The 25,084-nt window shown below is 32.8% G+C and carries 25 protein-coding genes and 1 riboswitch; of the genes, 18 read left to right on the top strand and 7 right to left on the bottom strand.

What is annotated here, in order from left to right; all coding sequences use genetic code 11:
* The first annotated feature begins 141 nt into the window (after positions 1 to 141).
* From LPB248_RS15860 to LPB248_RS15840, 5 genes are all read left to right on the top strand, one after another.
* Complete coding sequence (locus tag LPB248_RS15860; protein WP_177212288.1) at positions 142 to 1,017, top strand: protease complex subunit PrcB family protein; 876 nt, start codon at positions 142 to 144, stop codon at positions 1,015 to 1,017.
* A gap of 60 nt (positions 1,018 to 1,077) precedes the next feature.
* On the top strand, positions 1,078 to 1,428 hold the full coding sequence (locus LPB248_RS15855) for a hypothetical protein (protein ID WP_255462958.1): 351 nt from the start codon (positions 1,078 to 1,080) through the stop codon (positions 1,426 to 1,428).
* Positions 1,429 to 1,515: 87 nt separating this feature from the next.
* Positions 1,516 to 2,031, top strand: a complete 516-nt coding sequence (locus tag LPB248_RS15850) for an RNA polymerase sigma factor (protein ID WP_239452918.1) — start codon at positions 1,516 to 1,518, stop codon at positions 2,029 to 2,031.
* A complete protein-coding gene (locus tag LPB248_RS15845) occupies positions 2,028 to 3,692 on the top strand; it encodes a hypothetical protein (protein WP_177212286.1) in 1,665 nt (554 codons plus the stop codon). Before LPB248_RS15850 ends, LPB248_RS15845 begins: the two co-directional genes overlap by 4 nt.
* 44 nt (positions 3,693 to 3,736) lie before the next feature.
* Entirely contained in the window at positions 3,737 to 4,246 is a 510-nt protein-coding gene (locus tag LPB248_RS15840) for a MepB family protein (protein ID WP_177212285.1), read from the top strand.
* A 47-nt stretch (positions 4,247 to 4,293) separates the two neighbouring features.
* Here LPB248_RS15840 and LPB248_RS15835 read toward each other — a convergent pair whose 3' ends face one another.
* The 3 genes from LPB248_RS15835 to LPB248_RS15825 form a co-directional block, all read right to left on the bottom strand.
* Positions 4,294 to 7,746 (bottom strand): T9SS-dependent choice-of-anchor J family protein, encoded by a 3,453-nt coding sequence (locus LPB248_RS15835; protein WP_177212284.1) that lies wholly within the window; start codon positions 7,744 to 7,746, stop codon positions 4,294 to 4,296.
* Between the two features lie 310 nt (positions 7,747 to 8,056).
* Complete coding sequence (locus LPB248_RS15830) at positions 8,057 to 8,809, bottom strand: SDR family NAD(P)-dependent oxidoreductase (protein ID WP_111424600.1); 753 nt, start codon at positions 8,807 to 8,809, stop codon at positions 8,057 to 8,059.
* A 154-nt stretch (positions 8,810 to 8,963) separates the two neighbouring features.
* Positions 8,964 to 9,338, bottom strand: coding sequence for a hypothetical protein (locus tag LPB248_RS15825; protein ID WP_177212283.1), 375 nt, complete (start codon positions 9,336 to 9,338; stop codon positions 8,964 to 8,966).
* 146 nt (positions 9,339 to 9,484) lie between these two features.
* Here LPB248_RS15825 and LPB248_RS15820 point away from each other — a divergent pair, with 146 nt between their 5' ends.
* Genes LPB248_RS15820 through LPB248_RS15805 form a run of 4 tightly spaced genes read left to right on the top strand, consistent with a single transcriptional unit; the run spans position 9,485 to position 11,450 of the window.
* Entirely contained in the window at positions 9,485 to 9,694 is a 210-nt protein-coding gene (locus LPB248_RS15820; RefSeq protein ID WP_177212282.1) for a hypothetical protein, read from the top strand.
* A 43-nt stretch (positions 9,695 to 9,737) separates the two neighbouring features.
* Positions 9,738 to 10,310, top strand: a complete 573-nt coding sequence (locus LPB248_RS15815) for a pseudouridine synthase (protein WP_177212281.1) — start codon at positions 9,738 to 9,740, stop codon at positions 10,308 to 10,310.
* A gap of 59 nt (positions 10,311 to 10,369) precedes the next feature.
* A complete protein-coding gene (locus LPB248_RS15810; protein ID WP_177212280.1) occupies positions 10,370 to 10,828 on the top strand; it encodes a tRNA (cytidine(34)-2'-O)-methyltransferase in 459 nt (152 codons plus the stop codon).
* A gap of 34 nt (positions 10,829 to 10,862) precedes the next feature.
* Positions 10,863 to 11,450, top strand: a complete 588-nt coding sequence (locus LPB248_RS15805) for a hypothetical protein (RefSeq protein ID WP_177212279.1) — start codon at positions 10,863 to 10,865, stop codon at positions 11,448 to 11,450.
* Here the strand turns inward: LPB248_RS15805 and LPB248_RS15800 are convergent.
* The 3 genes from LPB248_RS15800 to LPB248_RS15790 form a co-directional block, all read right to left on the bottom strand.
* Complete coding sequence (locus LPB248_RS15800; RefSeq protein WP_177212278.1) at positions 11,437 to 12,213, bottom strand: ABC transporter ATP-binding protein; 777 nt, start codon at positions 12,211 to 12,213, stop codon at positions 11,437 to 11,439. The genes LPB248_RS15805 and LPB248_RS15800 overlap by 14 nt on opposite strands.
* 99 nt (positions 12,214 to 12,312) lie before the next feature.
* Positions 12,313 to 13,338, bottom strand: coding sequence for a FecCD family ABC transporter permease (locus LPB248_RS15795; protein ID WP_410504072.1), 1,026 nt, complete (start codon positions 13,336 to 13,338; stop codon positions 12,313 to 12,315).
* Position 13,339: 1 nt separating this feature from the next.
* Positions 13,340 to 14,482 carry an ABC transporter substrate-binding protein gene (locus LPB248_RS15790; RefSeq protein ID WP_177212277.1) on the bottom strand — a complete coding sequence of 381 codons (1,143 nt, stop codon included), beginning with the start codon at positions 14,480 to 14,482 and terminating at the stop codon, positions 13,340 to 13,342.
* 94 nt (positions 14,483 to 14,576) lie between these two features.
* Here LPB248_RS15790 and LPB248_RS15785 point away from each other — a divergent pair, with 94 nt between their 5' ends.
* The 9 genes from LPB248_RS15785 (at position 14,577) to LPB248_RS15745 (ending at position 23,449) form a co-directional block, all read left to right on the top strand.
* Positions 14,577 to 14,939 (top strand): DUF5522 domain-containing protein, encoded by a 363-nt coding sequence (locus LPB248_RS15785; protein ID WP_177212560.1) that lies wholly within the window; start codon positions 14,577 to 14,579, stop codon positions 14,937 to 14,939.
* A gap of 30 nt (positions 14,940 to 14,969) precedes the next feature.
* Complete coding sequence (locus LPB248_RS15780; protein ID WP_177212276.1) at positions 14,970 to 15,350, top strand: four helix bundle protein; 381 nt, start codon at positions 14,970 to 14,972, stop codon at positions 15,348 to 15,350.
* Between the two features lie 19 nt (positions 15,351 to 15,369).
* Entirely contained in the window at positions 15,370 to 15,879 is a 510-nt protein-coding gene (gene cobU, locus LPB248_RS15775; protein WP_177212275.1) for a bifunctional adenosylcobinamide kinase/adenosylcobinamide-phosphate guanylyltransferase, read from the top strand.
* A 149-nt stretch (positions 15,880 to 16,028) separates the two neighbouring features.
* Positions 16,029 to 17,708: a nicotinate-nucleotide--dimethylbenzimidazole phosphoribosyltransferase gene (gene cobT, locus LPB248_RS15770; RefSeq protein WP_177212559.1), complete on the top strand. Its 1,680-nt coding sequence runs from the start codon at positions 16,029 to 16,031 to the stop codon at positions 17,706 to 17,708.
* 228 nt (positions 17,709 to 17,936) lie between these two features.
* Positions 17,937 to 18,911, top strand: coding sequence for an integrase core domain-containing protein (locus LPB248_RS15765; RefSeq protein WP_177212274.1), 975 nt, complete (start codon positions 17,937 to 17,939; stop codon positions 18,909 to 18,911).
* 47 nt (positions 18,912 to 18,958) lie between these two features.
* Entirely contained in the window at positions 18,959 to 19,744 is a 786-nt protein-coding gene (locus tag LPB248_RS15760) for an adenosylcobinamide-GDP ribazoletransferase (protein WP_177212273.1), read from the top strand.
* Positions 19,729 to 20,262 (top strand): alpha-ribazole phosphatase, encoded by a 534-nt coding sequence (gene cobC, locus LPB248_RS15755; RefSeq protein ID WP_177212272.1) that lies wholly within the window; start codon positions 19,729 to 19,731, stop codon positions 20,260 to 20,262. The genes LPB248_RS15760 and cobC overlap by 16 nt, the downstream gene beginning before the upstream one ends.
* A 65-nt stretch (positions 20,263 to 20,327) precedes the next feature.
* A riboswitch (cobalamin riboswitch) is annotated at positions 20,328 to 20,536 on the top strand.
* A 27-nt stretch (positions 20,537 to 20,563) separates the two neighbouring features.
* Positions 20,564 to 22,417 carry a TonB-dependent receptor plug domain-containing protein gene (locus LPB248_RS15750; RefSeq protein ID WP_177212271.1) on the top strand — a complete coding sequence of 618 codons (1,854 nt, stop codon included), beginning with the start codon at positions 20,564 to 20,566 and terminating at the stop codon, positions 22,415 to 22,417.
* A 3-nt stretch (positions 22,418 to 22,420) separates the two neighbouring features.
* Positions 22,421 to 23,449, top strand: coding sequence for a YncE family protein (locus LPB248_RS15745; protein ID WP_177212270.1), 1,029 nt, complete (start codon positions 22,421 to 22,423; stop codon positions 23,447 to 23,449).
* Positions 23,450 to 23,526: 77 nt separating this feature from the next.
* Here LPB248_RS15745 and LPB248_RS15740 read toward each other — a convergent pair whose 3' ends face one another.
* Complete coding sequence (locus LPB248_RS15740; RefSeq protein WP_177212269.1) at positions 23,527 to 24,987, bottom strand: S41 family peptidase; 1,461 nt, start codon at positions 24,985 to 24,987, stop codon at positions 23,527 to 23,529.
* Positions 24,988 to 25,084 lie beyond the last annotated feature (97 nt).

Genomic DNA, 25,084 nt, shown 5'->3' with positions numbered 1-25,084 from the left:
AGTTTTTAAAATAGAAATTTCACTAATTCATTTTCAAATCCAACTAAACCAACATTTTATTTTTTTTGAAAAAAGTTCAACCTCAACGCAACCTTTTTTCAAAACCATAATCTACTAAGATATAAACCTATTAAAATGATTATGAAAAAATTAATGCTTGGCTTGTTTGTAGCCTTTGGATTCAGTGCTTGTTCTCTCAATGACGGAAATAAATATGTAGATTGTGGAGCTAATACAGTTGTAAATTTTACTGGCTTTCCGTTCGCATGTAATTATAATGTAAAATCAATGCCTAATAATCCTGCTGCTGTTGTTATTGTATCTCAAGAAAAAATGGAAGAGTTTTTTACGAAACATGATAACAACTGTCCAGTTGCAAGTGACCCTAATATTGATTTTACAAAAGAATATCTAGTTGGAATTTTTGCAGGCGCTAAACCTACAAGCGGATATGCCATCAAAATTACTTCGATTGTAGAAAACAATTGCGAGATCGTTGTTAATTACTACGAAAAAGCTCCTGCTGAAGGTGAAAACGTAACTCAAGCTCCTACTTATCCTTATGATTTTGTTTTGATTCCGAAAACATCAAAAGGAATGATTTTTAACAAAACAATAGAAATTGCAGACGCGATGATTATTGGAAGTTTCAATAACCAATGTTTAAGTTCTGACTGCCAAAAATTCTATCAGATTAACGATTTTAATACTTTAAAATTCTTAAACGTTGGTGCTAATCAATATGATTTTGGACAATATAGATATACTCCAACAATTAAGAGAGGCGAATATACTTCATTATTAAAAAGCGTTCCTGCTGAAATTTTAGCTTTAAAAGGACAAACAAAAACGTATGGTTCTCCAGATGCTGCAGATCAAGGCGGAATTTATTTTGAGCTTCGTCAAGGTGCAAGTACCACTAAAGTTTATATCGACAATAACGATACTGAAGATCAAAGTTCAGAGGTAAAACTTTTCAAAAAAACAATTCAAGAAAAAATTACAAGTTTAAAATAATTCAATTCTATCATGAAGAAACTCTTTTTATCTTTTATTATTTGCTTTCTTTTTACATCAATGATTTCTGTTAATACTTCTACAGAAGCTGCAGGATCAATTATAAATACTTGGACTTGGGAAAAATCTATTGGGGGTTCCAATAATCCTTATGTAGCTACCCCAAAAACAATCGGATTTACTAAGAAAATTATTTTCACCCAAGACGGAAGGGTTATTACTTATAAAAACAATGTAGAGATTAGAAATAGTGCTTATCAGATAGAAAAAGGAAAAGGATATTTTGATCAGTCAGAACATGATCTAATTACCTTTGAAGGCAAAACCTACATAATAGAAAACCTTGACAATCAAAACCTAACAATTGTAAGCAACAGTCAAGACGGTACTCGAACTATTTTTAAAAGATAGTTTTGTAAGCTATTTAAAACTATTTTTGCAAAATCAAATTTGAACCATTTCTTGAAAGACGAGTTAGAAAAATATATCAAACTGTGCATGAAAAATGACAGAGAGGGACAACTGAAAATCTATCAGTTGTTCTCTCCTGTTTTATATGGTATTTGTTTGAAATATATGAAAAACGAAGATGATGCAAAAGACGTTTTTCAGGAAGCATTTGTAATTGCCTTTCAGAAAATAAGCCAATATAAATTTGAAGGAAGTTTTGAGGGATGGTTAAAACGAATCTTTATAAACAAACTCATTGAAACCTTAAACAAAAAGAAAAAGGAGAGTTTCTTTTTAGATGTTTTTGATCCCGATACAGATTTTATTGAAGAAGAGGAACTGGAAGCTATTCCGATCGAACAGGAAAAGCTTCTGGAGTATATTAGGGATTTACCAGATCAATATCGAACGGTTTTTAACTTGTATGTATTTGAGAAAATGAAACACCGAGAAATCGCCGAACTATTGAAAATCTCCGAAGGAACATCAAAATCAAATTTAAATCGCGCCAAACATATATTACAAAAGCGAATTTTGAGCATAAAAAATTTTAAGATAGCATGAAGAAGCAAAAAATAGAAGATATTTTTTCATCAATGGAAGACTTTTCGAGTGTTCCGCCTCCAGAATTATGGAGTCAGATTGAAGAAAAATTAGATAAACCTAAAAAGAAGAAGAGAGTTGTTCTTTGGTGGTCGGCTGCTGCATGCTTATTATTAGGGTTGCTTCTGCCTTCAATTTTACATTTTACTGCTTCTTCTGAAAACACAAACCTCAACAACGGCAATTTAGAAAACAATACAAACAGCGTTGTTATTGACAAAAAAACAAATAACATTCATACTGGAAAAGATTTAAATCGAAATAAAAATACTGGCAAAGCAATAGATTCATTAAATGAAAATTCTCCAAAGAATCAGTTCAATAGTGAGTCGCAAATTCAAGTTCAAGAAACTTCTGTAGCGGAAATAAACTCTGAGAACAAAACCAGTAAAAGAGATTCTAAATCTAATGTTGTGGTTCCAGCAAATACGGCGAACCAATCTGTTGCTTATCAAAACTCTGGTTCATCAGAAGAAAAATCAATTGTAAAATCTTCTAAAAAATCTATTTTAGAAAATAATACAAGATCTTCAAATAAAGGTATTTCCGAAGAAAGAATTGCTTTTGGAAAACAAAGTAAATTTAATTCGACAGCAAAAAAACAGCTTTCAAATTCTATTTTTGAAGAACAGCTTACTCCTAAAAACAGTAAAAATATAGCTTTCACCAATCAGGGATATGCTGTAAATAATAACCCTTTTACACAAAGTAACGCATCTAACTCAAACAATGCCGTTTTAGGTAAAACTGAGAATAAACGAACTGATAAAGCAGTCATCATAAAAGACGATCTGAAAATCACTAACGGTTTGAGCAAAACAGACTCTATGCAACTTGCTGAACTTCAGAATTTAGAAAAAGGAATTTTAGCTCCAGAAAAGGAAAAAGAAGAAAAAGAGAAAAAAGACAAATTGCTTAATAAACAAGAAAAATGGGCAGTTGCCGTTTTTGCAGGTGTAGCGAGTTCTGAAAACACTAGAAACGAAAAAACTTTAGGTAACGTGAATGATTCTAAGCAGTCTAATTCTTATGGAGTAAAAACAAAATATAGCATCAATAAAAAATGGGCCGTAGGTTCTGGGCTAAAAATTAGTGAATTAGGACAGAGTGTTGCCAATGTATCATATTTAAGCGCCAAAAGCAATGCTTTTTTTAATCCTGGCACTCTAAATGCCGATAGTAATAACAGTCCCGTTGTTTCAGCAGACCCGTCAAGCCAAGGTTATCTTTTTATTTCAAATAGCACAAAAGAAGCTTTGAAAAATGAAAACGTGCAAACTGGTAAATTGGATCAGAATTTAAGATATGTAGAAATGCCGCTTGAGGTTTCGTATTCTGTTTTTAATAAAAATAAAGCCAGCATTAACTTAAATACAGGAGGTTTTGTAGGTAAATTAATTTCTAACAACGTGGCTTTAGATGGACACTCCATTGGAGAGAATATAAATGCCAATGACTATGTTTATGGTTCGACTTTGAGCAGTACGGTTCAATATCGTGTCTACAAAAAGACTAATGTTTTTGTTGAACCTGCGGTAAATTATTACATCAATCCATTAAACAGTCAGTCTTTCAACCAGTTCCAATGGGGATTAAATTTTGGACTGAATGTTAATTTCTAAAGTAAATTTATAGTAATTTTCAAACTATCTTAAAATAGATTTTTATGAATTTTACCATTGGCTCATCTGATTTAGTGTTGAGCAAAGAAAGCATTTTTGATAAAGCAGATTTGCAGATGACTTCTTTAGAAAAGGAAAGCGAAAGTGAAGAATATAGTGCCTATCGATTTCAGATAAACAATAAAAACATTTGTTATCGAGAAGCCAAAATTACCCCAACCAAAACGGGACAATTTGTTACTTTATGGAAACGAAATCAAACGGGAACGATTGAACCTTTTGATTATTCTGACGCTATCGATTTTGTAATTGTAACTGTTCGAAAAGACCAAAATTGGGGACAGTTTATTTTTCCTAAAAAGACATTATTAGAAAAAGGCATTTTTTCTACTCAAAGTAAAGAGGGAATTAGAGCCACAAGAGTTTATCCGCCTTGGGATGAAACTACAAGTAAACAGGCTCAGAAAACACAAAAATGGCAATTGGATTATTTTTTCAGCTTTTCAGATCAAAGTAATATTGATTTAGAAGAATTGAAAAAACTATTTATATAAAAAAAGGCAGTCTTAAAATGACTGCCTTTTCTGTTTTATAATCTATTTTATTTCTTGATGATTTTATCTTTAAAAATCACTTTATTATTTTCTGTAACCGTGTAGAAATAAACTCCAGAAACTAGATTCCCAACAGCAACAACTGCTGTACTAACTTCAGATTCATTTTTAACATTGATTGGATTTCCAATTGCACGACCATTAAAATCATACAATCTGATTTTTAGATCTCTTCCTTGCGTTGCTGTTTTGATATCAAAACTCAAAACATCTGTCGCAGGGTTTGGATAAGCTTTTACGAAATATTTATTTTTCGCTCCAAAATCTGGCGTAGAAAGTACGTCTTGTTTTAATTGGAAACGAGCAATTACTGGTCCGTGATCTGATGTTGTTGTGATATAATTTGCAATATCATTTCTTGGATCGTAAACTGCAATTGAATTAGTGATATAATCATCATTCAATTCATTAGAAATTAAGATATGATCCAAAAATCCTTGTGAACTTAAAAAACTATAAGCTCCAGCCTGACTAATATCCCATGTTAGAGCATTATAATTAGTAGTGTCGTCTACAAATTTCTTATAAGACGAAGCTGTACTTGCATTTCCAACCCAAGCTTTTACGTCATCATTAAAATCTCCAAGAAGAATTAAATTCGCATCTGGATATTCAGCATCTAATGCATCTTTCAGGTAATCAATATCATATTTACGCTGATTGTATTTTGATATATCAGTTCCGCTGTTTGCACGCGCATGAAGATCAATTAAGTTAATTTCTTTTTTAATTCCGCCAATATTAGCTTCAACTTGAACCAAATAAGGAAGACGTCCTGAAGAGAAAAAACTATCATCGTTAAGTTCTGGAGTATCTGTTCCTGGATAACTTGGCAAAACTACAGTATGAGCTAGAATTTGATCGTATAAATCTTTAAATAATACTTTTGTGTTTTTTACAGTAGTCGTTTGTGTATTATAAATTACTACCAATTTTTGAGGTGGAAAATAAGGATCTAAAGGTTTAAATGAGTAAGACCAAGAAGTTGAGATTGTCTTATCAAATGTTTTTCCGTTAATGCTAATTTTTTGAATTAAAGCATCTAGTGCTGGTTCATCAGAAACTTCCTGAACTACATAAACGTCTGCATTTAATTTGTTCATTACTTTGGCTACGTTTTCAATTTGTAACGCATCATTTGTTGGGCCAAATTCTTTACCTGTTCTATCTCTAGCATCAGAACCAAAAAATTCTAAATTATAAGACACTACATCATAAGTATCTGCTTTTAATATAGAAGTTCCTGTAAATGAACCAATTTGTTTACTTAGCGATGTTCCTGTAATGTTCAACACACCAGAAATTGTTGGTTCTTTTGTAGTTGGAGCAAATCTTGCATAAACTGTTTTTCCAGTTAATGCATCTGATGCAGCAATAATAATGCTTGATGAAAATGAAATATTATCTAATGATAATTGGTATGATGTCGGAGCTTCAATAGTGATATCTCCATAGCCTGCCGCTGCAAAAACAAAAGTTTGACTAGCAGAAACCGAATTTGGACTTACATCTGCAAAATCTAAACGCGGGTTAGAATCCACATATTTTGATTCATCAATAATAGCAAAATCATCAAAAGACCATTCCGCAGCATTATCAAGTCCGCCAGAAGTAGTTTCGTAAACCCAAGCCAAATAAGTATGATCTGTTTTATAAGCTGATAAATTTATATATTCAGATTTCACATAACTTCCTGTATCTTGTGGAAATCTTCCGTTTATCGGTGTCCATGTTGCAGTATTTGGGTCGCTAACTCCATCATAATTGGTTGAAACCATTAATTTTAAAGCTGGCCCATCATAATATTGGCGAGAGTAAAAAGATAATAACGGAATTTGTGTAAAACCATCTAAACGTAATCTCGGAGAAATCAGCCAATCTTTGCTTGCTCCATTTTCTGAAAATCCGTTTATTAAAACCGCACCAGTTCCAGAATTAACATTACGTGACAGAATAGTGTGTGACCATTTATTCAAAGGTCCCGCCTCATTGTATTGCGACCATCCGCTATTTGTTAAAACATTTGGATCATTAAAACCTTGTATATATGGATTTGTTCCGCTTCCAGACAGGCTAACTATTTTTGTTGTACCTCCTGTTGTTTCATGAGTTATTGAACCTGTAAAACTTCCAACTGAAGTTGGATTGAATTTTACATAAACTGTTGGTGTTGCATTTGATGCAAAATCGGCTAATGCAAAAGTAATAGAAGATCCAAACGTGGCATTATCTTTAGATATTGTAAAGTTTGCTGATGCAGTTAAGACAACATCTTGTGTTAAATCTGTTGCTCCAACTTGATAACTTAAAACTTTTGAATCATAATTTGCTTCTGATGCTCCTAAATCTAAAGATGCTATTGTCGTCGATAAAACTGGCGCAATAGCAGTAGTTGCATCTAATTTACTTACTGCAATTTGTATATTATTATAAAAATCTTCTGAAACAGAAAAAACAGAGTACGTGGTATTTAAGTTCAATCCGGCAAAGCTCTTTACATATTCTTGAGTAGGATCTGTAATATCTAAAAAACCAGATTGTAAGGCTGAAGTTCCTTCCGCATTCTGTCCTGCCTTTATCTGTGCAATTGTTGGCGTTGCACTACCATTAGGCAATAACACATAATATGTTTTTCCTTTCTCATTTATTTTACTAATAAAGTCAAAACTATCAGCTAAGATATTAGTAACCTTTGGATAGCCTGTAACATTAATTGGCGCATCTAGATCACTAAAAACTTTTACATCAATATTATCAATGGCAAAAGCTGGACGAGAACCTCCTCCAGAAATCTGTTTTGAAATCCATCGTACTTGAACTACAGGTTGATTATTACATTCCGCAGGTAACATTACTGTTATATGACTACTTTGTGGTAACGTAGTTTCATCCATGCGTGGCGTGGTATTATTGCGAAAATAAGTATCAGACAGCGTTACAAAATCTGCCGTAGTACCAACTCGGTATTGTAAAGCAAATTCATTTATACGAGAACTTGTAGTTGAACCACTTACTGTACCGTATGGATTACGAATAACTAAAGCATCATATTGAATTTCAATACTTGCTTTTTGTTCTGTTGAAAAAGCAAGACCAATTGCATAATCATTACTTCCAGAATTTAGAAAACCAATTTTTCCATCATAATTGTAAACATTTCCTGTGCCTGAATTCGCTTTTCCTCCAGCCGTTAAAGGCTTATCTGCTATAATTACACCAGATGTAACATAATCTGTAACACCAGAACCATTTGTATTTCCTGCGGTCCATCCTTGAAAGCCAATTGGATATACTACAGAAGTACCACCATTTAAATCATTAAATTCTTCTCTTATAGGAAGTGAAGTTCTTATCGTAATCTGAGCAAAAAGATTACCAGAAAAAAGGCAAAAAAAACATAAAAGAGCCAAAACATGGCGCGAAAAGTAGAGTTTTTTCATACGTTAAAGAATAGAGTTTTTAGAGTTCAAATTTATCTTCTTTAAAGTTAAGCCAATATTATAAAACTATAAACTTAATGTTTGATATTTTATACACATTATTCATCAAAACTTAACATTACATTAAATATAATAAAATAAAACCAATAAAAAGAATATTTCTTCACACATAATTCAAACAGACATCTATCCAAACAGCATTAAAAAAACTCCGTAATTCCTACAAATACTAGGATTTTTATACAAAAAAAAGCAGTAAACTTTCGCTTACTGCTTTTCACTAATTCAAAATAGTATTCTCTAACAAATATTAAACCGCGGTATAACCACCATCGGCAATAATATAACTTCCTGTAGTAAATGATGATTTATCAGAATTTAGAAAAACTACCAACTCGGCAACTTCTTCTGCTGTTCCTAAACGATTCATTGCAGATTTTGCTGCAACGGCCTGCATCATTTCCTTATTTAAATTATCTTTTAAAAGTGCTGTTTCAATATAACCTGGTCCAACAGCATTACAACGAATATTTTTTTGCGCATATTCTACTGCAATATTTTTTGTCAAACCAACAACACCATGTTTACTTGCTGTATACGCAACACTATTTGGCGCGGCAACTTGTCCGTGGATTGAAGCAATATTTACGATGCTTCCACCACCATTTTTCTCCATTTGCTCCAATTGGTAACGGCAGGCATAAAAAACGCCACTTAAGTTTAAGGCAATAACTTTATCCCAAGCTTCTGGCTCATATTCGCCAGTTGGTTTTGCCGGTCCACCCATTCCTGCATTATTACAAGCAATGTCTAATCGACCGTATTTTGAAACTGTCACCTCAACCATGTGTTTATTGTCGGCTGCACTAGACGAATCTCCTTTTATAAAAAAAGCTTCACCACCTTTTTCCTTTATCATCTTTACGGTTTCTTCACCGTGTTCTACATTTATATCAGCTACTACTACTTTTGCTCCTTCTCGAGCGTACGCTTTTGCAACTGCGCGTCCGATTCCAGATCCTCCGCCAGATACAAAAGCTACTTTATTTTCTAAAAGTGCCATTTTGTATATGTTTTAAATTGATTCCTCTAATTTACGAAGATATCAACCGATACAGAAGCTTTAAAAGGAGTTTACAATAACATTAACGCGAACCGCTAATCTTATGTTATTTGACATTAAATTGACTCTATTTTACTTAAAATTTTGTATTGCCTTATTCGTCTTCGTCTAGTTTCATATTCCCACGATCTTTATGATTATCAGGATGTGAGTTTGGATATCGATTTGGCGTTATATCAGAATTACGATCTTTATTTTCCACTGTTTTCTTTGCCTCCTCCTCTGTTTCTACGCCGCGATTTGCATTTGGGTTATTTGGACTTACTTGATGAAGCGCTTTATTAATATCCTCATTTTCATTTCGAGCGCGTTCTACAATCTTTTTATCGCCGTCTGCATCGGTTACCAATTCTTTATTCAGTTTGGCATCTTTTAATTCTTCATCATGCGAGACGTTTTTACCTTTAGATTCATCAATATTTTTCTGCGTCCCGTTTATCTTTTTTGTTCCTAAATTATTTGTTTCCATGACATTATTCTTTTTACATTGAATTTATAATATTACGAATTCTAAGAGCGAAAAAATTATGACTTGATATTGCTTTTCTTTTATAATTGCCATCTGTTTTTTTATTTATTACCTTTATTCAAAGCAACTTAACAACCTTAATTATTATGAACTTCTTCAAAATCAAAACTAGCTGGTCTAATGCCGAATTTATCCCAATCAAATTATGTATGGCTTCTATTTATATTTTAATCGGAAGTTATTTTCATGAATTTTTAGAAAACTATTATCCTGTTTTAATTGTCATTTTTGCTATAACCGTAATTTGGTTTGTGTACCAATGGCTGAAAAAAATGAAATCTGAAAAACAGTTATAAGATTTAGTTCTAAGAAAGAGACTATCTTTGCAAAAAATTAAAAATGCACCAACACTTCATTCTTTTTAAACCTTACGGCTATTTAAGCCAATTTATTTATGAATTAAAAAGAAAAAAAAAGCTTTTGGGCGAATTGTACGATTTCCCAGAAGGAACAATGGCAATTGGAAGATTGGACGAAGATTCTGAAGGTTTGCTCTTACTGACAACTGACGGAAATATGAGTGAACTTGTACGAAGCAAAAAAGTCGACAAAGAATATTACGTTCAGGTTGACGGATTAATTACTCCCGAAGCGATAGAACAATTGCAAAAAGGTGTAGAAATCGGACTTGACGGTGGAAAATACAGAACAAAACCCTGCAAAGCTTTCATTGTAACTGAAATTCCTGATTTTGGTCCAAGAGCCAAAAAAATAAGAGACGAACGTCATGGTCCTACTTCTTGGGCATCCATCACAGTAAGAGAAGGAAAATTTCGTCAAGTTAGAAAAATGACTGCTGCAGTTGGTTTTCCAACGCTGCGTCTTGTTCGCGTTCGAATAGGAAATGTATATTTGCAAAACTTAAAAGCGGGTGAAGTTTTGGAAGTTTCCGATTTTCAATTAGATAATTAGATAATGTGACAATTAGATAATTTCAAAACTCATAACTCATAATTCATAACTAAAAAAAGATGTTAAACGTTGTTCTTGTAGAACCAGAAATACCGAATAATACCGGAAATATAGGAAGATTGTGCGTAGGTACAGAAAGCCGACTTCATTTAATTCATCCTTTCGGATTTGTGATTAATGACAAAAATCTAAAACGTTCTGGATTGGATTATTGGGTTCATCTTGATGTAACAGAATATCAAAATGTAGAAGAATGGATTGCTCAGATTCCAGATCATTCTCGTGTTTTTTTAATGAGTTCGCATTCTGATAAATCCTATTTAGAAAACGAATTTCAAGATGGTGACTGGCTGGTTTTCGGAAAAGAAAGCGTTGGTTTGAGTGCAGCATTTATGGTAAGATTCGAAAATCATTTAACGATTCCAATGTCTCCGCTTATTCGCAGTTTTAATATAGCCAATTCGGTTGCTTTTGTAGTTGGTGAAGCGAAGAGACAGATTGGGTTAAAAAAGGGTTAATTGTGTAACTGTTTAACCGAGAATAATAAAGTATATGACTGAAAGATTATTGTTTAGCTTGGAATTTATATTAGTAGACTTTTTTTCTACTTATGGAATAATTACTATCATTTGCTTACTTCTTTCAACATTTATTAAAAATCCAATTCTCCAAAAAATTAATAATCAGTCAAATCGTTTCATTTCATTTACTGGAATTGTTTATTTAATTGTCTTTCTCCTAGCAATAATTATTGAATTAAACATTTCAAATCAGGAAAGTAAAAATTATTTATTTAACAGAATGTTTGGTAAATATTGGTTTGGATTTTGGCTTCAACCATTACTTTGGTTTTCTATGAGCCAACTTCTTAGAATTAAATCGATCCAAAAAAGAACTCTTTTAAAGCTAATTTTCAGCTTTTTCTTTATTATATCAATTGAAAAAATAGTAATCATTATTACCTCTTTCCATAGAGACTACTTGCCAAGTTCCTGGACTATGTCTGCATATTATTATTCTTCAAATTTGTTTCTTGAGCTATTAATCAAACTTTCAATCTTTCTGATTTCTGTTAGAATTTTCATGATGATTACTCAAAAAATAGATGATTGGAAAATAATAAAAACTAACTCACAATAAACTTCCCTTTTTCAGCATCAAAAATGATATGCTCATCTTTGAATAAATTGCTGAAGCTTCCGTTTGAAATTAAATTACAAGGCTGATCTTGCACTATACTTTCTGGCGTCATCATAATCATTTCATCACTTAACTGAATAGCCAGATCGATATCATGCGTTGAAAACAAGATACATTTTTGAGTTTCCTGAGTTAGCTTCTTTAATAATTTAAACAAAGAAACTTTATGCAGTAAATCAAGATGTGTTGTAGGTTCGTCTAGAATAATTAATGGCGTATCTTGCGCCAAAGCTCTTGCAATTAAAACTTTCTGCAATTGCCCATCACTAATTTGAAAATGTTTTTTTGAAGCTAAATGCTCGATTTGCGTCAAAGTCATTGCTTCTTGAACTTTTAGAACATCTTCGTCAGACAATTTATCGACCCAATTGGTATAAGGTTGGCGACCTAAAGCCACCAATTCAAAAACGGAAAGATTACTAGGTGGCAATTTTTCGGTCAAAACCAAACTTAGATTTTGTGCCAGTTCTAAAGGTTGATAGTCTGAAATATTTCTTTCATTCAAATATACTTTCCCAGATAAAGGTTTCTGAATTCCTGTAATCGTTCGTAATAAAGTTGACTTTCCAATTCCGTTTGCTCCGATTAAAGTAATTAATTTACCTGCTTCAAGATTAAGATTTAGGTTCTCAGCAATAGTCGTAACTCCTTTCTTGGATTTATATCCAATATTTAGATTCGCAGTTGTTAAGATGTTTTTCATTTTTTTGAGGTTCTAAGTTACTAAGATGCTGAGGTTCTAAGTTTTTCTTTAGATGGGCAAAAATCCTTTTAATTCTTTTAATCTGTGGCTAAATAATCTTTAAAAATTTCTTTTTCGAACTAAGAGCCAAATAACAACCGGCGCACCAATTATAGACGTAACGGCATTTATTGGAAGCGTGACATCAAAACCTGGCATTTGTGATACAATATCACAAAATAACATTATTATGGAACCAAAAAATAAAGTACTCCAAAACAAAATAGTATGATTACTGGTCTGAAAAGTCAATTTTGCAATATGAGGCACTGCTAAACCGACAAAAGCAATTGGTCCCGCGAATGCTGTAATCGCTCCTGATAATATGCTGGTTGCAAATATGATTATTAATCGAGCCCGTTTAAAATTCAATCCCATACTTTTCGCATAATTTTCTCCAAGAAGCAAAGCGTTTAATGGTTTAATACTTTTGGCACTTAAAAGCAATCCGATTCCAACACAGACAGTTAAAATTACAATAGTTGTCCAAGAGAGATTTCCAAGATTTCCCATAGACCAAAAAGTAAATTTCTGAAGCTGTTCTGCCGTACTAAAATATGTTAGGACACTAACGATTGCGGTGGTAAAACTTCCGAACATTAACCCCACAATTAAAATAGCCATTGTATCGCGCAATCGTTGCGAAACGACTAAAACCAAAAATAAAACCAATGTACTTCCTAAAGTAGATGCCAAAACAATTCCGTAAGAAGACAAAGCAATTACACTTAAAAAAGAAGGCAGAAATCCTGCTCCTAAAATCACAAAAGCAACTCCAAGACTCGCTCCAGAACTTAAGCCTAAAACATAAGGTCCTGCAAGCGGATTTCGAAATAAAGTCTGCATTAAAAGTCCGCTCATTGAGAGTCCCGTTCCAACCAAAACTGCCGTAATGGCTTTTGGAAGACGATAATTAATGATAATATATTCCCAAGTTGATTTTGTTGCTTGACCTCCAGTTAAACTTGCAAAAACATCTTTTAGCGGAATTGTAACTGATCCTAAACTAATGCTTGCAAAAAACATTAGTAAAAGTCCAAAAGTCAATACGACAAATAAAATGGTATTTCTTTTTTTATTCGCCAATTTAATTCAGTTTTGATGCAAAAGTAAATTCGTAACCTGTCAATAAATCGGGATGAAATATCTTGATATAATCTTTTAAAACTAAATCGGGACGGCTTGGTGCCAATTCATAGTAAACCGTTCCTCCTGTTGCACCCATCTTTCCTTCAAAATTGTATACACTTTTGTTTTTGAAAGCATCAAATTCTGAGTAATGCGGATTTGCTTTTTGTAATTCATCTAAACTCTTAAAAGATCCTGAAGCAATCCAGATATTAGCCGTTTTCGCTTTATCTAAAACTTTCTCAAACGACAAGCCTTCACTTCCAGTTCCTTTCAAATCGGCCCATAAATAATTAGCTTTTGCATCTTTCATAAACTGCGCTACCCAGCTGTTTCCTTTGGCAACGTACCAAACATCTTCATACATAGAACCATACAACACTTTTGAAGTTGCAGGTTTCTCTTCAACCAGTTTTTTTGCCTGATTGTAGCTTTCTACGATTTTATCAAAAAGTTCTTTTGCTTTTTCTTCTTTTCCAAATAAAGCGCCGTAAAGTTTAATCCATTCTGCTTTTCCTAGCGGAGACTGTTCCATCCAATCGCCTTGAATAAGCACTTTCAAACCGCTTTTTTTCAAATTATCCAACATCGGATTATTATTATCGACACCAAAAGTAACGATCAAATCTGGTGACAATTCTATTAATTGTTCGATGTTCAATTTTTCATTTTGTCCAACGTTTTTCACAGAACCTTTATCAATTAATGCTCGTGTTTTTTCAGAAGAAATATAATCCGTATGCGGAAATCCGACCAATTTATTCTCAACTTCCAGCATTTCTAAAAAAGGAATATTTGTTGTTGAAGTTACCACAACACTTTCTAATGGAACTTTTATAGCTGGATATTTTTTTAAACTGTCTGGAATTTGTACGTCTTTTTCTTCTAAAATGTAAGTAAATTTCTCCTTAGCATTTGGCCACGGATTAATCACATTTACAATCGAATAACCATCTTTTTTTACAATCGAAAGACCAGAAGCATATTCAATACTTTCTGCTGAAACATCAGATTTTACAGTAGTTTGCGTTTCATTTTTTTTACAGCTAATTACTAAAAGAAGTAAAAAAACGACTGGTAATTTATGGAAAAAATATTTCATATTTTATGTTTTGTATGGCAACAAAGGTAAATCAATTTCTATTTTTTTTGTTTACCTTTATTCGTACAAATTTAAACAAATAGCCTTTTATTTGATGAGTGTGCCAAAAACAAAAATCTGCTCCAGTTGTGAGACCGCTTTTTCGTGCGGTGACACTTCACCTGAAAATAAGTGCTGGTGTAATGATTACCCACCTATTTTCAATCTTTCAGACGGAGGCGACTGCCTTTGTCCTGTATGCTTTAAAGAAGCCTGCGAAGATAAAATTGATGCTTATATCGAAACCTTAACTCCAAAAAAAGCGCTTAACAATAAAGCTATGCTATTACCTAAAACTGATAATTTAATTGAGGGAATTGATTATTATATCGAAAATGGCAATTATGTTTTTAAAACCTGGTTTCATCTAAAAAGAGGAACCTGCTGCGGGAATAACTGCCGACATTGCCCGTATTAATTATTAATTATAAATTGTTAATTGTAAATTATGAAAAATAATATTGTTCGAGATAAAAGTTTTGATTTTGCTATAAGAATCGTCAAACTATATCAATATTTAAATAATGATAAAAAAGAGTTTATTCTTGCGAAGCAACTTTTAAGATCTGGCACTAGTGTTGGCGCAATGATTCGAGAAGCTGAACATGCTGAGAGTAAAAGCGATTTTATTCATAAGTTTGCAATTGCTCAAAAAGAAGCTAATGAAACTGTCTATTGGCTAGAATTATTAAAAGCCACTGATTATCTCAACGAAAAAGAATTTAAAAACATTTATAATGATGCTATTACAATACTAAAATTAATAACTAGCATCCTTAAAACTTCCAAAAAACAATCAGAAGTAAAAAAATTAACAACTAACAATTAATAATTAACCATTATACATAATGATTTACTTGGTAACTGGCGGTGAACGTTCGGGAAAAAGCGGTTATGCACAGAAACTTGCTTTAGAACTTTCCAACTCTCCTATATATGTAGCAACTGCACGAAAATGGGATGCTGATTTTCAAAATCGAATTGATCGCCATCAGCAGGAAAGAGATGAACATTGGACAAATATTGAAAAAGAGAAATATTTAAGTGAAATTGATTTTTCTGGTAAAACGGCTTTGATTGATTGCGTTACTCTTTGGCTAACTAATTTTTTTATAGATACTAAAAATGATGTGGCTTTGAGCTTGGAAGAAGCTAAAAGAGAATTTCTTGCTATTGCAAAGCACGAAAATGCTAATATCATTATTGTAACAAATGAAATCGGTATGGGTGTTCATGCAGAAACGCATATCGGAAGAAAATTTGTTGAGCTTCAAGGTTGGATGAATCAATTTCTTGCTGCAAATGCCAACGAAGTTGTGCTGATGGTTTCTGGAATTCCGGTTAAAATAAAAGGATAAATTCCAATACAGAAAATTCCAAATTCCAATAAATTGAGACGAAATTCTAAGTTTTAAACTCCAAATTCCAAAGCTATGCTTTACCTTTACTAGAATCTTTCCATTTTCTGATTTGGAATTTGGAATTTAAAAAATTGGAATTTAAAGAAATGAGTAATTTAGACGATATATTAAAATCACGCCGCGACACACGACATTTTACAGCCGATGAAGTTCCCGATGAAGTGATCCAGAAAGCTTTACAGGCGGGACATTGGGCACCTTCTGTAGGACTAACGGATGCTACTAGATATTATCTCATTAAATCGCATGAAGTTAAAAGCTCAATTAAAAACCTCTTTTTAGATTACAACAAAAAGGCTGAAGAACTTACCGATAATCTTGAGCAGAAAGAACTTTACAAATCGCTAAAACTCGAAGCAATTGAAGAAGCTCCAATCGGACTTGTTATTGCTTATGATCGTTCTGTTCTTAATCAGTTTACGATTGGAACAATTGGCAGCAACGAAGCCGTAAAATTCAGTTCGGTTTGTGCGGCACAGAATATCTGGCTTTCGCTTACAGAACAAGGCTACGGAATGGGCTGGGTTTCGATTCTAAATTATTATCAGTTTAAAAAAATTCTCGATTTACCCGAAAATATAGAACCGCTTGGCTATTTCTGCATCGGGAAACCAGCAACCAATTATAATAATCAGCCAATGCTGCAGCAATTGCATTGGAAACAAAAATCGGAAGCTCCAATCTGTACTGAAATCAACGAAATTAAGTCAATAAATGTTTCTTCTTTCGATTTACAATCAGAAAACAAAATTCAAGATAAATCCGATTTCTATAGTCTTTTACAAGACAAAATAGATTCGAAAACAAAACCGGTTGGTTCTCTGGGAACTTTAGAAGCATTAGCTTTTCAAATGGCAACGGTTTTTGAAACTTTAAATCCGAAAATCGAAAAACCTAATATCGTAGTTTTTGCAGCCGATCACGGAATTGCAAATCATGGCGTAAGTGATTATCCACAAGATGTTACGCGACAGATGGTCAATAATTTTCTAGATGGCGGCGCAGCAATAAACGTTTTTTGCAATCAGAATAATATCGAATTATCAATTGTAGATTCGGGTGTCAATTATGATTTTCCAACCAATGCCAATTTAATCGATGCTAAAATTGCCAAAGGAACACAGTCATTTCTTCACGTTCCTGCAATGAGCGAATCTGAAGTTCATTTGTGTTTTGAGAAAGGAAAATCGATTGTTGAAAATATTGCAAAATCTGGTTCAAATTGTATTGGTTTTGGCGAAATGGGAATTGGAAACACCTCGACAGCTTCTGTTTTAATGAGTCTTTTAACGGGTTTTCCAATTGAAGAATGTATCGGAAAAGGAACTGGAGTTGAAAACGAAAAACTGCTTTTAAAGCAAAATTTACTTAAAAAAGCATTAGATAATTATTCCGGTCAAACCGAATTAATGACACAACTCTCCTATTTTGGCGGTTTTGAGATTCTTCAAATGGCTGGCGGAATGCTGGCTGCTTTTGATCATAAAATGCTAATTCTCGTTGATGGTTTCATTTGTACTGTGGCCTATTTAATTGCTTCCAAAATAAATCCGAACATCAAACAAAATGCTATTTTTTGCCATTGTTCTGCTGAAAAAGCACATTCAGAATTGCTAAATTATTTAGATGCAAAACCAATATTAAATTTAGATTTGCGTTTGGGAGAAGGAACTGGCTGCGCTGTAGCTTTCCCTATTTTAAAATCGGCTGAAGTTTTTTTGAATGAAATGGCTAGTTTTGAAAGTGCAGGGATAAGTAAGAAATAGTTTTGTATTTCTAAAAAACAATTATGTTACATAGTGATTTATTCTCATTTTTGTCATTTCGACGAAGGAGACTCGAGCGATAGCGAATAGACGAAGTAAATCTTCGCAAGTAGCTCCACAATGAAAATCCAATCTTTGTAGAATATCCAACGAAGATTTCTCCTTTGTCGAAATTGTAAAGGTTAGATATTTCGGTAACAAAATTTAACTTTAATAAATTTTGTTGCGATGAGAAATAACAGTCAGGATTCAACATTAGAAAGAAACTATTTAGAGAAGTATCGATTTTTGATAAGAGAATATGAGCAGGTAAAAAGTAAAACTCATCCAGTGCATAAAAAGGCGATGGATTTTTATAAGGCAAATGACACCTGCAGAAAAAGTTTCTTAAAGTATTATAACCGCTATAAGCAGAGCGGTAAGTCTTTAGATTTACTGCCTCAAAAACGTGGTCCAAAATACAAGACAAGACGTCCTGTGCCTTTTATAGAACAAAAAGTAATAGAATTAAGAGAAAAAGGAAACAACAAATATGAAATTGTTAGTATCTTAAAGCCAAAATTAGGAAAGAACACACCTTCATATTCAGGGGTTTATAATATTCTTAAACGTAACCAAATAAACAGGTTAACTCCGAAGATTAAGAAGAATCATCAGAAAATAATCAAGGAAAGAATGGGACAGCTGGGTCATATTGATTGTCATTATTTAAGTAAAAGCATAATTCGGGGAGAAAACAAAAAGCTCTATTTAGTGTGTGTAATTGATGATTACAGCCGGATTGCCTGGGCTGAATTAGTTCCAGACATTACCAGTTTAACAGTTATGTTTGCTGCATTAAAATGCTTAAACATCTTAAGTGATCATTATGAGATAAAATTTGAAGAGATTTTATCTGACAATGGCCCTGAATTTGGAATCAAAACCAGCCAGCAGAAATACAACCATCCTTTTGAGAGAATGCTTATAGAATTAGGAATTGTCCATAGACATACAAAACCTTACAGACCACAGACAAACGGTAAAGTTGAACGTTTCTGGAGAACTCTCGAAGATGATCTGCTTAGAGAAACTGATTTTGATTCTCTGGAAGAACTAAAAGAAGAATTATTACAATATTTATATTACTATAATCACGAAAGACCGCATCAGGGAATTGATGGAAAAAAGCCAATCGAAATGATAAATCCGTTACCGAAATAAGTGACTTTTACAGAAATGACAACCTAAATGGAAAACTAATTATATAAATGAAAAAAGAACTACACATATTCTTCACCTGCTTGATGTTCTACACCAGAATTCCGTGCCCAAAAAACATTACGCATCATCCAGATTATTTAAATAAAGCTACAAGATATTTCCCCTTTATTGGTTGGATTGTAGGGAGTATTTCATTTCTGGCTTTTTATCTTTTTTCATTTTTTCTTTCAACAGAAATTGCTGTTATATTGGCAATTATTACTTCTATATTAACAACCGGAGCCTTTCATGAAGACGGATTTGCCGATGTCTGTGATGGTTTTGGCGGAGGCTGGACCAAAGAAAAAATCTTAATGATTATGAAAGACAGCGCCATTGGTGCTTATGGAGCAATCGGATTGGTTTTGCTTTTTCTCTTAAAATTCAAACTCCTTTCAGAATCCATTTTACTTTTTACTAATAATATTTTACTAATTTTCCTTTTATTCATTTCTGCTCATTCACTAAGTCGTCTCGCAGCAATAAGCATTATTTTTACACACGAATATTCTCGTGATGATGCTTCTAGCAAAAGCAAACCAATTGCGAAACAATATACTTGGAAAGAAGTTTTTGGCTCTTTCTTTTTTGGTTTGATTCCACTAATTGTATTTTCTTATTTCGATTTAAAACTTCTTCTTGCCATAATTCCTGTTTTTATAACGCGATATTTTTTAGCGCGATATTTTCAAAAATGGATTGACGGTTATACTGGAGATTGTCTTGGCGCTACACAACAAGTTTGCGAAGTGGTATTTTACTTAAGCATTTTATTCTTATGGAAATTTATCTAGTTCGCCATACCGAAACGGTCTGTGAAAAAGGAATCTGTTATGGACAATCGGACGTTGATATTGCTGTTCCTTTTAATGAAATCTTTGACAGAATTATTTCTGAACTTCCTTCTGAGGCAATTATTTTTTCGAGTCCACTAAAGCGTTGCGTTACATTAGCAAAACATATTCAAGAAAATATTAAAACCATTTCGTATCAGGAAGACGAACGTTTAAAGGAAATGAATTTTGGCGATTGGGAATTGAAAAGCTGGAACGAAATTCCGTCTGAAGAACTTAATCCTTGGATGGAAGATTTTGTGAATATAAAAGTTTCAAACGGAGAATCCTTTGTTGAATTACACGAAAGAGTTGGTAATTTTTTATCTGATAAAATTTCAAAAATTAACCAGCCAATTGTAATTGTTGCTCATGCCGGAATCATCAGAAGCATTTTATGCCATCAAAGTTCATTACCCTTAAAAGAAGCTTTCAATAATAAAGTTGATTTCGGAGAAGTTATAAAAATCGATTTTTAATGCAAATTATTTATAATTTTTCATGAAACATAAAACAAATTTGAATAATCAATATTTTTAACTTTATCTTTGCAGCAAATTAAGGTTGTGTTTTAAATTTAAAAACACATTAAAAGGGAATCAAGTAAATTCTTGAGCTGTACCCGCAACTGTAAGCTTAGTTCAAAAAAATGAATGCTTGCTGTAACTACATCACCACTGTTCCGCCGAGGCGAATGGGAAGGTAAACAGCAAGACGCAAGCCAGGAGACCTGCCTTTATAACAATTTATCGAACTCTCGGGAAAAAGAGTGAAGGAATTATGACTTTAAAACGACTTTTTGCTTTTTGTTCTTTTGTGATGTGCCAAATTCTTTCGGCGCAAAGCGATTCTATTACCAGTTTGAAAGAAGTATTAGTTTCAGACAAAAATTTAAAAAATTACTCGGTTTCGCAATCTGTTTTAAAATTAAATGATTCGGTAATTAATAAAAACGAAGCTCTTCTAACCGATTTATTAAACTTTAATTCTACGATTTACTTTAAAGAATACGGACGTGGAATGTTATCTACTGTAGCTTTTAGAGGAACGACTGCTTCTCAAACAGCAGTTATCTGGAATGGAATTAACATTAATTCTCAAATGAACGGAAGCACCGATTTTAATACTATTTCGGGTGCAGACTACAACTCTATAAGTGTAAAAGCGGGTGGCGGAAGTGTTATCTACGGAAGTGGCGCAGTTGGAGGAACGGTTCATTTAAATAACGATTTGTTGTTTTCTAATCGTTTTGAGAATAATTTAAGACTAGACTACGGAAGTTTTAATACGATTGGGATTAATTATAAAACTTCCATATCAAATAAAAAATGGAGTGCTCAAATCGGATTATCGAAAAACAGCTCGACAAACGATTATAAATATTTAAATCGATATACTTGGAGAGGTGAACAAAGATGGAATCAGAATGGACAATATGACATTATTACGTTGAGTGCTAATGCTGGATATAAATTCAACGAAAATCATATTTTAAAGCTTTACAGTCAGAGTTCAAACACCGACCGTAATACTTCGTTAGTAGTAGAATCTGAAACCAAAAGCAAATACATAAATGGATTTAACCGAAACTTATTGGAATACGATGGAAGTTTCGGAAAACTTAAAACTAATTTCAAAACCGCTTACATTTTTGAAAACTATCAATATTTTGCTGATAATTCTTTAAAAAATTATAGTTACGGAAAGACTGAAAATTTAATCACGAAGTTAGATATCGATTATCATTTATTTAAAGCAACTCATGTAAACGGAATTGTAGATTACAGTAGAACAAATGGCTACGGAACCAGCTTTGGGAGTCATATTCGCGAAATAAGTTCTGCTGCTTTGTTGATTAGACAAGATTTTGGCACTAATTGGAAAAACGAATTAGGTGTTAGGAAAGAATTTACCAACAATTACAAATCGCCCGTTTTATTCAATTTAGGATCTTCTTATAAATTCAACGATTGGTACAATCTAAAACTGAATGTCTCTAGAAACTTTAGAATTCCAACTTACAACGATTTATATTGGGACGAAGGAGGAAATCCGAACTTAAAACCTGAAAGCTCATATCAAGGAGAAATTAGCAATGTCTTTACATTCAAAAATTGGACCTGGACGCAGAATTTTTATTACATGAAAATTACTGATATGCTGCAATGGGTTCCAGGAGCAAATGGTATTTGGACTCCACAAAATCAAGACAAAGTAAATAGTTATGGTACAGAAACCATACTAGGCTGGAAAAAAAGTTATGGTAAAAACATTTTTGCCTTAAATGCCACTTACGCCTATACAATCTCACAGGACGAAAAAACGAAAAATCAAATATTTTTCGTTCCGTTTAATAAAGCAACAGGAGCATTTTCGTATTCTCGAAATAAAATAAGTGCTTATTATCAAATTCTTTATAATGGTTTTGTTTACACGAGAGCCGATAATAATCCAGATGAAATTATTAATGATTATACGATTTCAAATATCGGAATTGATTATGATCTTAAATTCTTAGATTCTTTCAAAGTAGGTTTTCAGGTCTTAAACCTTTTTAATAAAGACTACGAAAGTCTAGAAAACAGACCAATGCCAGGTCGCAATTTCAATATGTATTTAACCTTAAAATTTTAATATATGAAGTTTAGTAAATTACTTTTAATAGCGTTAAGCATCTCGTTATTTGCTTCTTGTTCAAGCGATGACAACGATGGCCCAAAAGGTGCTTACGACAATGGTTTTTTTATTTTAAATGAAGGAAGCACAGATGCTGGAACGGTATCATTTTCTAGCGATGATTTCAGCATTTTTACTAAAGACGCTTATAAAGCAGAAAATGGATCTGATGTACTTGGGAAATTTGCTCAAAACATCTTTTTCAGCGGAGACAGAGCGTATATAATTGCTGGCGGATCTAATGTAATAAACATTGTAAACCGTTATACTTTTAAGCTAATCGCTAAAGTTGACAGCGGATTGGCTAATCCAAGATATGGTGTTGTAAAAGATGGCAAAGCTTATGTAACAAATGCAAATTCATATGATTCTGTTACAGATGATTATATTGCTATTATTAATTTAGCAACAAATCTTGTTGAATCTAAAATCAACTTAAATACAACTGGAAATAGAATTGTTGAAGAAAGCGGAAAATTATACATTACAGATCCTATCGGTAGTGACAAGCTTTCAATTTACAATATCAACACAAAAGCTTTAGAAGCTCCAATAACAATTGGTTCTGGCTCAGATTCTATTGAGGAAGAAAATGGAACGCTTTTTATCTTACGTCCTTCTTTTACACAAAGCAGCGAAATTATAAAAGTTAAAATCTCTGACAAATCAGTTTCTAAAATTGAAATTCCAGAATCTCAAGGAGTTGCCGGATATTTAGACATCGAAAACAACCAAGTTTATTATACAGTAGGAAACTCAGTATACTCAATTAATACGGCTGCAACAACAGCTTCTGCTAGCCCACTTTTCACAGCTACTTCAGATATTGGATACCTTTACGGATTTGCAGTTAAAGGCAACCGCGTTTTCCTTTCAGATGGAGGAAACTTTAAAACAGACAGCAAAGCATATATTTATAACTTCAGCGGAAGTTTATTAAAAGAATTAACTGTTGGTGTTGGTCCAAACGGATTCTACTTTAACGATTAATTTATACTTAGAATTAGTTTTTGTTTTTTTTATGGAAAAGGCTTTCAGATATGAAAGCCTTTTCTATTTATTGTATTTTAATTTTTTAATGGATTTTGAATGTACATTCCGTGTCTTAATCCGTTAATGATTTTTGAATCTGTCAAATAAGGAGTATCCGGCTCAGAATTATCATTAAGAGTTCTTTTGGCTGTAGACCCTGTAATTTTAGAAATAGCCAGATTAAGCAAAGGCTCAGAGGTATCTCCTAAAACACCATAAGTGCTCACATGTTCAAGCTGCGGATAAGTAGGCTGTAAACCTTGCTGGTAATCACCAAAACCTGCAGAATTTGAGATTTTAAAAACTAGAGGCTGCATCGCATATTTATGATTTGGATTAATTCCTTTTTTAGTAAAAAGAGTTTCAGAATCATAAATTGTATACGAACCAACATTTTTACCTATTGTAGTTTCTCCAACCTGAACTACATTAACATAAGGCTTTAATCCGTTAATAACCAATTCACTCGCAGATGCTGTACTTGCTGTAGTAATAATATAAACCGTAGTTAAATTTAAACTGTTTAATGGTTTACCATCAATATTATTCACAAATCTGTAATTCAAGCTTTCTAAATCATCAGCAGTCATATCTTTCATCCACTTAGCATTAAATTGCGTTTTTGCAAAAACCTGAGTATCAAATTGTCCCGTGATCATACTAGAAAGTCTTATAGCAGAAGGCACCGCTCCTCCACCATTATATCGAAGATCTAAAATCAAATCTGTAACTCCTTGTGATTTTAATTCTCCAAAGGCCTGATTTAATCTATCGTCATAACTTGAATAAAAACCATTATACATCAAATAACCAATTTTATGGCTTCCAGAAGTAATCACTTTATTAATGAAAATAGGATTTTCTTCTAAAACAGTTTTAGTCAAGGCAACTGATTTTCCGTTTAGAACATAACTCGTTCCATTATAATCTGCCAAATCTAAAGTATAACTATCCTGATTTAATAATAGCTGCTGATAATTAGAAATAGTAAGTTTCGTCCCGTTTACACTAGTAAACAAATCGCCACGTTTAATTGCTTTAGTAGAAGCATCAGAATTTGGAATAATGTATCGCACAAAACCCACCACATCATTTGATGTCGAAGAAACTCGGCTTAACCTAAAATCGACACCATTATTTTTAGTAACACCACTTAATTCCTGTTCTAGAACAGTATAATCTTCAACAATCCAGCTAAAACGATCAATAGCATCTCCGTTAGGATATTTACTAACTGGTCTGTTTAATAAATCTTGAAATAAATCTTCGGGATGAGAATATCCTCTTAAAAACTGATTAAAATCTGGTTGCAAATTACGGCCATCAGCTAGATTTGGAACATCTTGCTGCCATAAGTAAACTTCATTTAATCCTCTCCATATAAAATTATTAATCTGCAGGTCAGCTGGAGCAGCTACATCGTCCTGATCTTCACAAGACTGTAAAGAAAAAGCGAATAAAAAGAGAAAAAGAACGCTCTTTAAAGTTGTTTTCATATCGTGTAGGTTATCTATATTCTGAATAAACGTAAAAGTAGTATCTTTAGTTTAAGCTTTATTGTTAAAGCAGTATTTTTTTTACATAAAAAAAATA

Source organism: Flavobacterium sp. LPB0248 (assembly GCF_013388355.1).
Taxonomy (GTDB): Bacteria; Bacteroidota; Bacteroidia; order Flavobacteriales; family Flavobacteriaceae; genus Flavobacterium.
This window is presented reverse-complemented; position numbering and strand designations above follow the sequence as displayed.

Coding starts and splice junctions, on each gene's coding strand:
- cobU (WP_177212275.1), top strand. CDS start 15,370: ATGATTTACTTGGTAACTGGCGGTGAACGTTCGGGAAAAAGCGGTTAT.
- LPB248_RS15750 (WP_177212271.1), top strand. CDS start 20,564: ATGACTTTAAAACGACTTTTTGCTTTTTGTTCTTTTGTGATGTGCCAA.
- LPB248_RS15820 (WP_177212282.1), top strand. CDS start 9,485: ATGAACTTCTTCAAAATCAAAACTAGCTGGTCTAATGCCGAATTTATC.
- cobC (WP_177212272.1), top strand. CDS start 19,729: ATGGAAATTTATCTAGTTCGCCATACCGAAACGGTCTGTGAAAAAGGA.
- LPB248_RS15830 (WP_111424600.1), bottom strand. CDS start 8,809: ATGGCACTTTTAGAAAATAAAGTAGCTTTTGTATCTGGCGGAGGATCT.
- LPB248_RS15835 (WP_177212284.1), bottom strand. CDS start 7,746: ATGAAAAAACTCTACTTTTCGCGCCATGTTTTGGCTCTTTTATGTTTT.
- LPB248_RS15785 (WP_177212560.1), top strand. CDS start 14,577: ATGAGTGTGCCAAAAACAAAAATCTGCTCCAGTTGTGAGACCGCTTTT.
- LPB248_RS15745 (WP_177212270.1), top strand. CDS start 22,421: ATGAAGTTTAGTAAATTACTTTTAATAGCGTTAAGCATCTCGTTATTT.
- LPB248_RS15760 (WP_177212273.1), top strand. CDS start 18,959: ATGAAAAAAGAACTACACATATTCTTCACCTGCTTGATGTTCTACACC.
- LPB248_RS15860 (WP_177212288.1), top strand. CDS start 142: ATGAAAAAATTAATGCTTGGCTTGTTTGTAGCCTTTGGATTCAGTGCT.
- LPB248_RS15845 (WP_177212286.1), top strand. CDS start 2,028: ATGAAGAAGCAAAAAATAGAAGATATTTTTTCATCAATGGAAGACTTT.
- LPB248_RS15780 (WP_177212276.1), top strand. CDS start 14,970: ATGAAAAATAATATTGTTCGAGATAAAAGTTTTGATTTTGCTATAAGA.
- LPB248_RS15825 (WP_177212283.1), bottom strand. CDS start 9,338: ATGGAAACAAATAATTTAGGAACAAAAAAGATAAACGGGACGCAGAAA.
- LPB248_RS15850 (WP_239452918.1), top strand. CDS start 1,516: ATGAAAAATGACAGAGAGGGACAACTGAAAATCTATCAGTTGTTCTCT.
- LPB248_RS15855 (WP_255462958.1), top strand. CDS start 1,078: ATGATTTCTGTTAATACTTCTACAGAAGCTGCAGGATCAATTATAAAT.
- LPB248_RS15815 (WP_177212281.1), top strand. CDS start 9,738: ATGCACCAACACTTCATTCTTTTTAAACCTTACGGCTATTTAAGCCAA.
- LPB248_RS15800 (WP_177212278.1), bottom strand. CDS start 12,213: ATGAAAAACATCTTAACAACTGCGAATCTAAATATTGGATATAAATCC.
- LPB248_RS15810 (WP_177212280.1), top strand. CDS start 10,370: ATGTTAAACGTTGTTCTTGTAGAACCAGAAATACCGAATAATACCGGA.
- cobT (WP_177212559.1), top strand. CDS start 16,029: ATGAGTAATTTAGACGATATATTAAAATCACGCCGCGACACACGACAT.
- LPB248_RS15765 (WP_177212274.1), top strand. CDS start 17,937: ATGAGAAATAACAGTCAGGATTCAACATTAGAAAGAAACTATTTAGAG.
- LPB248_RS15840 (WP_177212285.1), top strand. CDS start 3,737: ATGAATTTTACCATTGGCTCATCTGATTTAGTGTTGAGCAAAGAAAGC.
- LPB248_RS15790 (WP_177212277.1), bottom strand. CDS start 14,482: ATGAAATATTTTTTCCATAAATTACCAGTCGTTTTTTTACTTCTTTTA.
- LPB248_RS15805 (WP_177212279.1), top strand. CDS start 10,863: ATGACTGAAAGATTATTGTTTAGCTTGGAATTTATATTAGTAGACTTT.
- LPB248_RS15740 (WP_177212269.1), bottom strand. CDS start 24,987: ATGAAAACAACTTTAAAGAGCGTTCTTTTTCTCTTTTTATTCGCTTTT.